Source organism: Kitasatospora sp. NPDC005748 (genome assembly GCF_040630735.1).
Classification (GTDB): Bacteria; Actinomycetota; Actinomycetes; order Streptomycetales; family Streptomycetaceae; genus Kitasatospora.
The window spans coordinates 129,191-141,654 of sequence record NZ_JBEXYD010000012.1; the positions used below are offsets into that span (position 1 = coordinate 129,191).

10 protein-coding genes are annotated in these 12,464 nt (G+C 75.7%); 2 read left to right on the forward strand and 8 right to left on the reverse strand.

Going from position 1 to position 12,464, the window contains the following annotated elements; genetic code table 11:
- Positions 1 to 46: 46 nt before the first annotated feature.
- From ABZ495_RS12755 to ABZ495_RS12770, 4 genes are all read right to left on the reverse strand, one after another.
- A complete protein-coding gene (locus ABZ495_RS12755) occupies positions 47 to 1,234 on the reverse strand; it encodes a cytochrome P450 (protein ID WP_359835661.1) in 1,188 nt (395 codons plus the stop codon).
- A 230-nt stretch (positions 1,235 to 1,464) separates the two neighbouring features.
- On the reverse strand, positions 1,465 to 2,223 hold the full coding sequence (locus ABZ495_RS12760; protein ID WP_359835663.1) for a tRNA-dependent cyclodipeptide synthase: 759 nt from the start codon (positions 2,221 to 2,223) through the stop codon (positions 1,465 to 1,467).
- A 476-nt stretch (positions 2,224 to 2,699) separates the two neighbouring features.
- Positions 2,700 to 4,196, reverse strand: coding sequence for a pyridoxal-dependent decarboxylase (locus ABZ495_RS12765; protein ID WP_359835665.1), 1,497 nt, complete (start codon positions 4,194 to 4,196; stop codon positions 2,700 to 2,702).
- 53 nt (positions 4,197 to 4,249) lie between these two features.
- Positions 4,250 to 5,644: a diaminobutyrate--2-oxoglutarate transaminase gene (locus ABZ495_RS12770; protein WP_359835699.1), complete on the reverse strand. Its 1,395-nt coding sequence runs from the start codon at positions 5,642 to 5,644 to the stop codon at positions 4,250 to 4,252.
- 157 nt (positions 5,645 to 5,801) lie between these two features.
- On the opposite strand from ABZ495_RS12770, the gene ABZ495_RS12775 reads away from it, so the two are divergent.
- Positions 5,802 to 6,461 carry a methyltransferase domain-containing protein gene (locus ABZ495_RS12775; RefSeq protein ID WP_359835667.1) on the forward strand — a complete coding sequence of 220 codons (660 nt, stop codon included), beginning with the start codon at positions 5,802 to 5,804 and terminating at the stop codon, positions 6,459 to 6,461.
- Positions 6,462 to 6,509: 48 nt separating this feature from the next.
- On the opposite strand, the gene ABZ495_RS12780 is transcribed toward ABZ495_RS12775, so the two are convergent.
- Positions 6,510 to 7,259 carry a response regulator gene (locus tag ABZ495_RS12780; RefSeq protein WP_359804253.1) on the reverse strand — a complete coding sequence of 250 codons (750 nt, stop codon included), beginning with the start codon at positions 7,257 to 7,259 and terminating at the stop codon, positions 6,510 to 6,512.
- Positions 7,256 to 8,896: a sensor histidine kinase gene (locus tag ABZ495_RS12785; RefSeq protein WP_359835669.1), complete on the reverse strand. Its 1,641-nt coding sequence runs from the start codon at positions 8,894 to 8,896 to the stop codon at positions 7,256 to 7,258. Before ABZ495_RS12785 ends, ABZ495_RS12780 begins: the two co-directional genes overlap by 4 nt.
- Positions 8,897 to 9,078: 182 nt before the next feature.
- On the opposite strand from ABZ495_RS12785, the gene ABZ495_RS12790 reads away from it, so the two are divergent.
- Entirely contained in the window at positions 9,079 to 10,476 is a 1,398-nt protein-coding gene (locus tag ABZ495_RS12790) for a cation:dicarboxylase symporter family transporter (RefSeq protein ID WP_359804251.1), read from the forward strand.
- Positions 10,477 to 10,599: 123 nt separating this feature from the next.
- Here the strand turns inward: ABZ495_RS12790 and ABZ495_RS12795 are convergent, their stop codons facing one another.
- Positions 10,600 to 11,556 carry a hypothetical protein gene (locus tag ABZ495_RS12795; protein ID WP_359804250.1) on the reverse strand — a complete coding sequence of 319 codons (957 nt, stop codon included), beginning with the start codon at positions 11,554 to 11,556 and terminating at the stop codon, positions 10,600 to 10,602.
- 45 nt (positions 11,557 to 11,601) lie between these two features.
- Entirely contained in the window at positions 11,602 to 12,357 is a 756-nt protein-coding gene (locus ABZ495_RS12800; RefSeq protein ID WP_359835671.1) for an RNA polymerase sigma factor, read from the reverse strand.
- Positions 12,358 to 12,464: the final 107 nt, after the last annotated feature.

Here is a 12,464-nt window from a genome sequence, read left to right on the forward strand (position 1 = left end):
GGGCCGCACGGCCGCCTGGCCGCACCGCCGGCCCGGCCGGCGCCGGCTACCAGAGCACCGGGAGCCGCTCCGGCAGGCGCTTGATGAAACCGGGCCGCCACGCCAGCTGCTCGACCGGCAGGGCCAGCCGCAGGCCCGGCAGGCGCTCGACCAGCGCCGTGATCGCGATCTCGGCGTGCGTGCGGCCGAGTGCCGAGGCGGGGCAGAAGTGCCGGCCGGCGCCGAAGGCCAGGTGCGGGTTGTCGACCCGGTCGAAGTCGATCCGCTCCGGGTCCGGGAAGACGGCCGGGTCGTAGTTCGCCCCCTCGACCAGGACCAGCACCAGCTCCCCCGCCTTCACCAGCACCTCACCGACCCGGACGTCCGCCAGCGCGATCCGGGGCAGCGCGTCGCCGATCGACAGGTTGACCCGCAGCAGCTCGTCCACCGCCCGGCCGATCAGCGCGGGCTCCCGGCGCAGCCGCTCGGCCAGCTCGGGCTGCCGGGCCAGGTGGATGACGGCGTGCAGCAGGAACGAGGAGGTGGAGACGGCGCCCGCGCCGAACAGCGAGAGCGCGACGGTGGCCAGCAGCTCGTCGCCGACCCGGTCCGCGGCGTCCGGCGAGCGCCGCAGTTCGGCGAACCGGCCCAGCAGGCCCTCGGTGGGCGCCGGCTCCGCCGCGAGCCGCTCCCGAACGTAGCCGAGGTCCTTGTACCAGTTGGGCGCGGAGCCCTCGAACGGCACCGGGCTGGTGACGAAGGCGACGTCGATGCCCGCCATCAGCCGCCGCCAGTCCTCGACGGGCAGGCCGAGCAGCCGGCAGTGCAGGGCGGCGGAGTAGGGCTCGGCGAAGCCGTCCCGCAGGTCGGCCGGGGCGCCCTGGCCGACCAGGGCGTCGATCAACCGGTGCGCCTCGGCCTGCAGCCAGCCGTCCAGCTCCTTGTCCGCGCGCGGCGAGAGGGTCTTCATGACGGCGTTGCGCAGGCCGGCGCCGTTGATCTTGCCCATGTTGTCGACCACCTCGGGCGGGATGGTCAGCGCGTACTGGCGGGGGACGCCGGGGTTGGCGGTGTCCTTGAGGCTGAAGCGCTCGTCCTCCAGCACCTGCTTGGCCAGCGGGTAGCTGCTGACCAGCCAGGCCGGGTCGCCGGTCATGGTGCGGACCGGGGCGACGGGCTGCTCGGCGCGCAGCCGGTTCGCCTCCTCGGGCAGGACGTCGCCCCGGCGGGAGAGCGGGAAGGTGAGGTCGGTCATGGGGGTACTCCCTGGGATCGGGCAGCGGGTACGGGGGGCGGCCCCACGAGGGCGGGGCGGGTGTGCGGGCACCGGTCGGGGCCCGGGCGCGCGGGCGGTCGGCCGGGCTGACCGCGGCACGGGTACGTGCGGGCGCGGCGCGGGTACGTGCGGGCGCGGCGCGGGTACGTGCGGGGCGCGGCCGGGTCGGGCCGCACGGGTCAGGTCGGGTGCGGTCAGGTCGGGTGCGGTCAGGCCGCGCGGGTCCCGGCGACGGCGCCCGCGGCGGCCGTCGGCGCGGCCGGGCGGACCACCGCGTAGCCCTGGCCGGGCGCCGCCCGCAGACCCTCCGAGCGACCGAACAGCACTGGGGTGAGCGGGAGTTGGAGGTGGTAGCAGCTCACCGAGGAGGGCACGCCGAGCAGTGCCGGAGTGTCCAGGAAGAACGGCAGCTCGGCGGCTATGTAGCGGAGCCCGGCGGCCAGTTGGGGCTCGTTCGGCGCCAGCCCCTCGTCCAGCCGGGCGGCCAGGAAGCCGCGCGCCATCGCCTCGGCGGCCGCGCCGAAGTCCCGGTCGGCGCGGAGGGCGTCGAGGGCCTCCCGGTGCAACCGCCGGTAGACGGGGTGACCGGTGAAATCGGAGAGCGCGTGCGCCCGGACGGCGTCGCGGTGGCCGGCCTCCTCGACGCCGCGGGCGATCCGGCGGGCGGTGGCCTTGATCTCCTTGGCAGCCCGCCGGTGCGCGTGTTCGGGGGTGTAGCCGAAGGTCTCGTACTGTGCCTCGACATGCAGATCGGCGTGGACGATGTCGATCCGCTCGAAGAACTCCAGCCCCCACCCGATGAGTTCGGCGATTCGGCGGTGACTGAAATAGCTGTTCCCGGGACTGACACCGATGAGCAGGTGCTCACCGCGGCGCCAGATCTCGCGGCAGCGGTCGGAGAACGGAAGGGCCTCGTACCCGGTCGTATCGATGGGTGTGGCACGTTCACCCGGGAGGGTTTCGCGCATGCCTTGCCTCCGCTTCGCAGGAATGGTCACAGGACTGGCTTCAGGTGGTTCACGCGGTTTTACCGGGAATTCACAGAAGTGCATGACGGCAGCCGGAGTTCACCCGGAGTCGGGGGTGGGGGCACCGCATGCTGATGACGCGCGCCTGGTCAGGCGGCCTGCCCCGGGGAGCCGTGTGCTCCCGGTGGGGCGGCGACCACATGAAGTTACCGCCGCCGTTCGGGATCTCCGCAAGCCCTGCCGAGGGGTTGGCGGATTCTGATCACCAGGCGGCCGGAATCAGCCTGTACTCCTCCGGGAAGGTATGTCCACGGAGGCTTTCCGGGGGCGGCCGAATATCCCCCGGACAGCATGGCACGCCAGTGTGCATTCCTCCAACATCCGCTCCCGAAAAGGCCTTTGTCTTTGCCTCGGCAATTCGGCCGGATGCGGGGACCAGCCGGCCGGACGCGGGGCCCACCGGTCGACCGCGGCGGTCAGCCGGCCGCGATGTCCCGCCCGGCCCGCACCACCCGGCCCAGCAGGACGCCGACCTCGGCGGCGGTGGTGTGCGGATTGAGCAGCGTCAGCTTCAGCCGGACCCGCCCGGGGCCCTCGCCCGGGAGTTCGGTCCGGCCGACAACGGCCCGGCCGGTGCGCAGCAGCTCCCGGCGCAGCTCGCCGTTGAGCGCGTCCACGGTGGCCGGGTCGGCGGCGCCGGCGCCCGGGCGGCCCGGCGGGAGGTAGCGGAACAACACGGTGGTCAGGACGGGTTCGGCGTACAGCTCCAGTGCCGGCTCCGCCCGGACGGCCTCGGCGGCGTCCAGCGCCAACCGGTGGCAGGCGTCGACCAGCCGGCCGAGCCCGGCGCGGCCGAGGGCGCGCAGCGTGACGGCGATCTTGAAGGCGTCGGCCCGCCGGGTGGTGCGCAGCGAGCGGCCCAACAGGCTCGGGTAGCCGGCCTGTTCGTCGTCGGCCGGGTTGAGGTACTCGGCCCGGCGGGCGAGCGAGACATAGGTCTCGGCACGGCGGACCAGGAAGATGCCGGCGGCGGCGGGCTGCCAGCCGAGCTTGTGCCAGTCGAGCGAGACGGAGTCGGCGCGGGCGATGCCGTCGAGCAGCGGGGCGAGCCGGTCCGAGAGCAGCGCGCCGCCCCCGTACGCGGCGTCCACGTGCAGCCAGGCGCCGTAGCGGGCGGCGAGGTCGGCGGCGGCGTGCAGCGGGTCGATCGCACCGGTGTCGGTGGTGCCGGCGGTGGCCACCACGGCGATCGGGGTCTGTCCGGCCCAGCTCGCCCCGGCCAGGGCGCTCGCCAGCGCGTCCGGGTCCATCCGCTGGTCGCGGTCGACGGGGACGGGGACGACGGCGCGTTCGCCGAGGCCGAGCAGCGCCGCGGCGCGCTGGACGGAGAAGTGCGCGGCGCGGGAGGCGATGATCCGCGGCTCGACGCCGGCCGGGATCCCCTCCAGTTCGACGATGCCGTCGAGCTTCTGGTCGCGGGCCAGCATCAGGCCCATCAGGTTGGACTCGGTGCCGCCGGAGGTGAGCACCCCGGCCGCGCCGGCCGGGTCGTAGCCGACCAGGGCGGCCAGCTCGGCGATCAGCGCCGTCTCCAGGGCCGTCGCGGCGGGGGCCTGGTCCCAGGAGTCCTGCGAGGGGTTCAGCGCGCTGACCGCGAGGTCGGCGGCGGCCGCGACGGCCAGCGGCGGGCAGTGCAGGTGGGCGGCGCAGGCCGGGTCGGCCGGGTCGGCGGCGCCGTGGGCGAGGAGTTCGGTGAGCCGGGCGAGTGCCTGCGGGCCGTGCGCGTCGGCCAGCTCCGCGCGGGCCAGCGCGGCGAGCTCCCCGGGTCGGCCGGCGGGCAGCGGACCGGCCCGGCGGGCGGCTCCGGCGGCCAGCGCGGCCAGCACCTCGGCGACCAGCGGGGCGAGCGCCGCGGCGCCGCCGGCGCCACCGGCCAGCGCGTCGGGGGCGGGAGCCGGGGCGGTTCCGGGCACCGCGGCGAGGCGGGCGGGCTCCCGGTCTGGGCGGTCGGGCTCGACCGGGGTCGTCACCGTACGCCCGCCGCGGCCGCCGCGGCCGCCGCGATGGCGTCGGCCAGGCGGTCGAGCACGGCGGCGGCCTGCTCGTCGGTGATGGTGAGCGGCGGCAGCAGCCGCAGGACGGCGTCGTGCCGGCCGCCGAGTTCGACGATCAGGCCGCGGGCGAGGCAGGCCTCCCGGACCTTGACGGCGAGCGCGGGCGCGGCCGGGCGGGCCCCGCAGGCGTCCGGTTCGGCGGCCGGGTCGACGAGTTCGACGCCCAGCATCAGCCCCCGCCCGCGCACGTCGCCGATCACCGGCAGCTCACCGGCCAGCGCCCGCAGCCGCTCGACCATCCGGGCGCCGACCAGCTCGGCCCGCGCGGCCAGGCCGTTCGCGGCGACGTACCGCAGAGTGGCGGCGCCCGCCGCCATGGCGAGGGTGTTGCCGCGGAAGGTGCCGGTGTGGGCGCCCGGCCGCCAGCGGTCGTACTCCTCGCGGTAGACGACGACGGCGAGCGGCAGGCTGCCGCCGATCGCCTTGGAGAGCACCATGGCGTCCGGGACGATCCCGCTGTGCTCGACCGCCCACATCGCACCGGTGCGGCCGACCCCGGTCTGCACCTCGTCGACGATCAGCGGGATGCCGCGCTCGGCGGTGATCCGGCGCATCGCGCGCAGCCAGCCGTCGGGGGCGGGGACGACGCCGCCCTCGCCCTGGACCGCCTCCAGGATCATCGCGGCGGGCCGGACCACCCCGCCCGAGGGGTCGTCCAGCAGCCGCTCGGCGTAGGTCGCGGCGAGCTCGGTGCCGGCCTCGCCGCCGACGCCGAACGGGCAGCGGTAGCCGTACGGGTAGGGCAGCCGGATCACCTCGCCGCCGCCCGGCAGGGGCTCCTTGACGGCGACGTTGCCGGTCAGCGCCAGGGCCCCGGCCGTCATGCCGTGGTAGGCGCCGGTGAAGGCGAGGGCGCCGGAGCGGCCGGTGGCGGTCTGCATCAGCTTGAGCGCCGCCTCGACGGCGTCCGTCCCCGCGGGCCCGCAGAAGTGCACCCGGGCCTGTCGGGCGAACTCCGGCGGCAGGCTCTCGAACAGGGCGGTGGTGAAGTCGTCCTTCTCGGCGGTGGCGAGGTCGAGCAGGTGCAGGGGCGCGCCGCTGTCCAGGGTGCGGCGGATCGCCTCCAGCACCACCGGGTGGTTGTGACCGAGGGCGAGCGTGCCGGCTCCGGAGAGGCAGTCCAGGTAACGGCGGCCGTCGGCGCCCTCGACCGTCATGCCGTGGGCGCGCACCGGGACGATCGGGAACGAGCGGGCGTAGGTGCGGGCGGCGGACTCGCGAACGCGCTGGCGGCGCAGGATGGCGTCGCCCGGGGCCTGGGCGGGGACGGCAGCGGGCCCGGTGGCGGGGACGGCGGCGAGCGTCAAGGCGGACTCCAAGAAGTTAGGTAAGCCTAACTTTACTTCCCTGACCTGACCTCACGGGCTCCGGGAGGCGAGAACCACCCGAGCGGGTGACGCGGAGCCCGACTCCCCAACGAGTGAACCGCCCACCGGTTACGGCCCGCGCGCTACTCTCGCCCCCATGCCGCCCTCACCCTCCCCCGCCCCCGGCGCCCCCGACCCGGCCGGGCGCGACGCCGAGCACTCCGCCGAGCTGGCCCGCACCCGCGCGTTCTTCGCCTCCCGCGCGGCCGGCTGGGACGCCAAGTTCCCCGACGACGGCCCGCGGTACGACGCCGCCGTCGCCACCCTCGGCCTGCTCCCGGGCGGTCGCGTCCTGGACGCGGGCTGCGGCACCGGCCGCGCCCTCCCCCCGCTGCGGGCGGCGGTCGGCCCCGACGGCCTGGTGCTCGGCGTCGACGTCACCCCCGAGATGCTGCACGAGGCCGACGCCCTCCACCCCGGCACCGCGGCCCTGCTGCTCGCCGACTGCGCCCGTCTCCCGCTCCCGGACGCCGCCCTCGACGCCGTCTTCGCCGCCGGGCTGATCTCCCACCTCGACGATCAGGACCGCGCCCTGCGCGAACTCGCCCGCGTCACCCGCCCCGGCGCCGTGCTGGCCCTCTTCCACCCCGTCGGCCGCTCCGCCCTGGCCGCCCGCCACGGCCGCGCGCTCACCCCCGACGACCTCCGCGCCGAACCCAACCTCCGCCCCCTCCTGACCGCCACCGGCTGGCACCTGGACAGGTACACCGACACCGACGACCAGTACCTCGCCCGAGCGGTCAGGACCGCCGGCTAGGTGCCGCCATCGGGGGCCGGCCCCCGGCGGGCGAGGGCGACGGGCGGATCACGCTCGTCCCGGTGGGACGCCCTTCCGCTCGCCGCCGCCCGTCCAGCGGTAGCAGAGCTCCGGGCGGCCGACGTTGCCGTACTGCGGTTCGCGGGCCGCCAGGCCGGTGTCGACGAGGTGTTCCAGGTAGCGGCGGGCGGTGATCCGGGAGACGCCGGCGGCGGTTCCGGCGGCCGCCGCGGAGATCCCGGTGCGGGCCTCCCGCAGCACGGTGGCGACGGTGTCCAGTGTGGGGGCGCTCAACCCCTTGGGGAGGGCGGTGCGTTCGGGGGTGCGCAGTAGGGCGAGCGCCTGGTCGACCTCGTCCTGGCCGGTGGCCTCGCCGGTGCGGCCCAGGGTGTCGCGGTAGCGGGCGTAGCGCTCCAGCCGGTCGTGCAGGGCGGCCGCGCCGAACGGCTTCAGCAGGTACTGGACCACGCCCGCCGAGACGGCCTGGCGGACCATCGCGAGGTCGCGGGCCGAGGTGACGGCGATGACGTCGGTGGTGTGGCCGGCCGCGCGCAGCGTGCCGCAGAGCTGGAGGCCGTGGCCGTCCGGCAGGTAGAGGTCGAGCAGGGTGAGGTCGACGGGCCGGCCGGCCGCCCGGGCGCGGTCCAGGAAGCGCAGCGCGTCGGCGCAGCTGTGCACCGTCCCGGCGGCGCGGAAGCCGGGCTCGCGCCCGACGTACAGGGTGTGGGCGGCGGCGGCCACCGGGTCGTCCTCGACCACCAGGACGGAGATCTCGGGCCGGTCCGATGGGCTGTTCATGACGCCGCCGTCTCGGGCTGCCGGGGCCGGCGGGCGAGCGGCAGCCGGACGGTGAGCACCGCGCCGCGGTCCCGGCCGACCTCGACCGTGCCGCCGTTGCGCCGGGCGGTCTGGGCGACCAGGGCGAGCCCGAGGCCGTGCCCGTGGCCGTCCTGCTTGGTGCTCCAGCCGCGCCGGAACACGTCGTCCACCGCGCCCGGGTCGATCCCGGCGCCGGTGTCGGCGACCCGCAGCAGCAGGTGGTCGCCGTCGACCCGGGCGGTGACGGTGACCTCGGGCTGGTCCGGGTGCCCGGCGGCGCCGGCGATCGCGGCGTCCACCGCGTTGTCGAGCAGGTTGCCGAGGACGGTGATCAGGTCGCGGGCGGCGAGCCCGGGCGGCAGCACACCGTCGTCGATCCGGCTGTCCTCGGTGAGCGTCAACTCCACGCCCCGCTCGGCCGCCTGGGCCGCCTTGCCGAGCAGCAGGGCGGCCAGGACCGGCTCGCCGACGGCCGCGACGACGCGGTCGGTGAGCTGCTGGGCGAGTTCGAGTTCGGCGGTGGCGAACTCCACCGCCTGTTCGTGGCGGCCGAGTTCGATCAGTGAGACGACGGCGTGCAGCCGGTTGGCGGCCTCGTGCGCCTGCGCGCCCAGCGCCTCGGTGAAGCTCTTCACGGAGTCCAGCTCGCCGGTGAGCGACTGCAGTTCGGTGTGGTCGCGGAGGGTGACGACCCGGCCGAGGCCGGTACCGATGGTGGAGGTGTTGAGCACCAGCACCCGCTCGGCGGTGAGATGGACCTCGTCCCGGACCGGCTCCTGCCCGAGCACGGCGGCCACCAGGGCCGCCGGCAGCCCCAGCCCGTCGATCGGCCGCCGCTCCACCTCCCCCGCCAGCGACAGGAGTTCGCGGGCCGCGTCGTTGCAGAGCACCACCCGGTGCTTGCGGTCGAGCAGCACCAGCCCCTCCCGCACCGAGTGCAGGGTCGCCTGGTGGTACTCGTAGAGGTGGCTGAGCTCGGCCGGCCCCATGCCGTGGGTGTGCCGCCGCAGCCGGGAGTTGGCGAGGTAGGTGCCGAGACCGCCGAGGGCGAGCGCGGCCACCGCGACGCCGACCAGCGCGAGCAGCGGCCCGCGCAGCTGCGCGGAGATGGACTGCACCGTGATGCCGGCGCTGACCAGCGCGACCACCCGGTGGTCCGCGTCCAGGACCGGGGTGACCACCCGCACCGACGGCCCGAGCGTGCCGGTGTACGTCTCGCTGCGGGTCTCCCCGGCGAGCGCCCAGTCGATGTGCCCGAGGAAGGTCTTGCCGATCTGCTCGGGCAGCGGGTGCGTCCAGCGCACCCCGGCGGTGTCCATCACGGTGATGAAGGAGACCCCGGTGTCCACCCGCACCTGCTCGGCGTAGGGCTGCAGGACGGCGGTCGGGTCCGGCCCGGCGACGGCCGCCCGCACCGACGGGGCGTCGGCCACCGAGCGGGCGACGGCGGTGACCTGGCGGCGGGCGGCGTCCTCCGTGCGGTCGGCGGTGAACAGGTAGGCCAGCAGGGCGCCACCGGCCACCACGGCGGCGACGATCACCACCTGGACGACGAAGAGCTGTCCGGCCAGGCTGCGCACCGGCCGGCGCGGCGAGGGGAGGGTGCGCGCGGACATGCCTGACAGTGTGCACCACCGCCGGAACCCGGCCCGGCCCCCGCGGGCCCCGCCCGGTCCGCCGCGGGCCCGGGCGGGGTGTGAACTCTATGAACGTAAACGTGACCTCCGTCACGGCGCGGCCCATAGTCGGAGCGGCCCACCACCCGGGGCCGCCAGGACTGCAGGCGAAGGAGCCGCGGATGTCGATCACTGGAGCAGGGCCACAGGCGGGAGGCAGACGCCGGGACCGCACCCACTACCTCTACCTCGCGGTGATCGTGGCGGTGGTCGCGGGCGTGGTGGTCGGCTTGGCCGCACCGTCGTTCGCGGTGGAGCTGAAGCCGATCGGCACCGGCTTCGTCAATCTGATCAAGATGATGATCAGCCCGGTGATCTTCTGCACCATCGTGCTGGGCATCGGCTCGGTGACCAAGGCGGCGAAGGTCGGCAAGGTCGGCGGACTGGCCCTCGGCTACTTCCTCGCCATGTCGACCGTCGCCCTGGCCATCGGCCTGCTGGTCGGCAACCTGCTGGAGCCCGGCGGCGGGCTGCACCTGACCGCCGCGCTGGCCAAGTCCGGACACGCCCAGGCGGCCGCCGGGGGCGCCCAGTCCACCGCCGACTTCCTGCTCGGGATGATCCCGACCACCATGTTCTCGGCCCTCACCGAGGGCAAGGTGCTGCAGACCCTGCTGGTCGCCCTGCTGGCCGGCTTCGCCCTCCAGGCGATGGGCACCGCCGGGGCGCCGGTGCTGCGCGGGATCGAGCACGTGCAGCGGCTGGTGTTCCGGGTCATGTCGATGATCATGTGGGTGGCGCCGGTCGGCGCCTTCGGGGCGATGGCGGCGGTGGTCGGCGCGACCGGCACGGCCGCCCTGAAGAGCCTCGCCGTGATCATGATCGGCTTCTACCTCACCTGCGGACTCTTCGTCGTCGTGGTGCTCGGCACGCTGCTGCGGCTGGTCGCCGGGGTGAACGTGTTCACCCTGCTGCGCTACCTCGGCCGCGAGTTCCTGCTGATCCTCTCCACCTCGTCCTCGGAGAGCGCGCTGCCCCGCCTGATCGCCAAGATGGAGCACCTGGGCGTCAGCCGCCCGGTCGTCGGCATCACCGTGCCGACCGGCTACAGCTTCAACCTGGACGGCACCGCGATCTACCTCACGATGGCCTCGATCTTCATCTCCGAGGCGATGGACAAGCCGATGTCGATCGGCGAGCAGCTGTCGCTGCTGGTCTTCATGGTGATCGCCAGCAAGGGCGCGGCCGGGGTCACCGGCGCCGGGCTGGCCACCCTCGCGGGCGGACTGCAGTCGCACAAGCCGGCGCTGGTGGACGGGGTCGGCCTGATCGTCGGCATCGACCGCTTCATGTCCGAGGCCCGGGCACTGACCAACTTCGCGGGCAACGCCGTGGCCACCGTGCTGATCGGGCACTGGACGGGCGAGTTCGACCGCGAGCGGGCCCGGCAGGTGCTGGCGGGCACGATCCCGTTCGACGAGCGGACGCTGGTGGACACCCACGGCGCGCCCGACGCGCCCGCCACCCCCGAGGTGCGGCCGGACCCGGTCCCCGCGCAGAGCGCCGCCCCGGCGGCCTGAGCCACCGCCACCGAGCCCCCCGGCCCGGCACCCCGCCCAACCCCCCGAGCGGCGCCGGGCCGGGGATCCGCCCGTCCGCACCCGGTCGCCGCCCGGCGACCGGGTGAACGCCGCCGGGCGAGGTCAGAAATCGTCGGATCCGCTGACCGCCCAGCTCAGACCGCTCGCCGGATCCTCCACCGCGATGTGCAGATGGCGCAGCCCGTCCTCCGGTTCGCACCAGGTGAAGCAGCGCATCCGGGCCACCAGGGCGTTCACCTCGGCGCGGTTCGGGCCGCCCGCGCCGGCCATCGCGCCGAGCGCCCGCCACAGCGCCAGCCGGCCCTGTGCCGAGCCGTGCGCCCGGTCCACCACACCGGCCAGCAGCAGCACCGGGTAGGCCAGCGCGAACGGCAGGTACCCCCCGGTGACCCGCCGCCCCGGCGCCACCAGGGCGGCGGCCTGCGGGGCCGGCCCGCGGGCGCAGACCACCTCCACCCAGTCCGCCAGCGCGGCCAGCCCCCGGGTGGCCCGCTGCCCGCGCAGCCGGGTACCGGGCTCGGGCAGCAGGACGGGGCCGAGCCCCTCCCGGGTGGCGGGCAGCGTCAGCAGGGCGCTGCGCGAACCGCCGGCCGGCAGGTAGTCCCGGACCCGCACGCCCTCGCCCCAGCCGGCCGTCTCCCAGGGCTCCAGTTGCAGCGGGACGCCCTCCGGATCGGGCTCGGCCCCGTACGAGAGGTCCTCGCCGATCAGCACCCGGGTGTGCGCGACCAGCCGGCGCACCGGGGCCGGACCGAGCAGCGGGGCCAGCCGCAGCCAGGAGTGCCGGGTCGCCAGTACCTCCCAGAGCGGACCGGCGTCGTGGTCCGCCGTTCCGGCGGCGCTGCCCGGGCCGCCATCGCGGTCGAACAGGCGGACGGCCAGCTCGGGCGGCGCGGCGTAGGCGATCAGGTGGCCGAGCGACGCGGTCTCCGCCGCCGCCCGCTGCTCGCCGTCGCGCGCCGCCGCGAGGGCCCGGGCGCGCCGGTAGTGGCCGAGCAGCTCGGACCAGCGGCCGTCCTCGGCCAGGGTGCGGATCCGGTGTTCCTCGTACGCGATCACGATGGGCAGCGTACGGGCCGGGGACCCGCATCAGCTGACTTGCCGTCAGTTCGGTGCGTCGGCGGCCCCTCCCCGCCGCCACCGCTGGGCGCACGGCCGCGCCTCGGGGCCGGAGCGGCCCCGGACCGGGTCGCAGCGGCGGGCACGGTCGCGGTCGCGGTCTCCCGCGCGTTCGACCGGGTTGCGGCCGGGGAGCCCGCCGGCACACTGCCCCTCGCACCCCCGGCCTCCCTCGTCACCGCGTCCGTGCTCGCGTTCGCCTTCGAGGACCGCCCGGAGCCGGGCCAGCGCCCGGCGCCGGGTGACCGCCAACGTGGAGCGGTGCAGGCCGAGCAGCGCGGCGGCCTCGTCGACGCTGTACCCGTCGAGGTCGACCAGCTGCACCACCCGGGCCTGCTTGGCGGTCAGCCGGCCCAGCAGCCGGAGCACCTCCCAGCGCGCCAGCAGCTCCCCCAGCCCGCCGCCGAGCGGATCGGCGCAGGCCTGCTCGTCGGCCGCCCACTCGGGCGGCAGCACCCGGCGGCGTTCGCGCCGCCACTGGTCCCGGACGAGGTTCGCCATCGTGGTGAACGCGTAGGCGTAGGGCTGCGGATGGCCGAGGAACCGGTCGGGGCCGCGGGCGATCCGCAGATACGCGTCGTGGACGACGTCGTCGGCGGCGGCCCGGCTGCCGGTGAGCCCAACGGCCGCGCGGTGGAGCCGGGGCAGCAGATCCATGAACACCCGGTTGAACTCGGCCGCGTCGGAGGCGGGTCCGGGATCCGGCTCCCGCCCGCCCCGGCACCCACCACTGGACTCCATGCCGCCCCCTCGGACATCGGCACCCCGGAGGCACGGTTGACGGCCCGGCCGACAACCAGCCTGTGACACAGGTCACATCATAGATTGTCGTCTCACGCTCCGCAGTC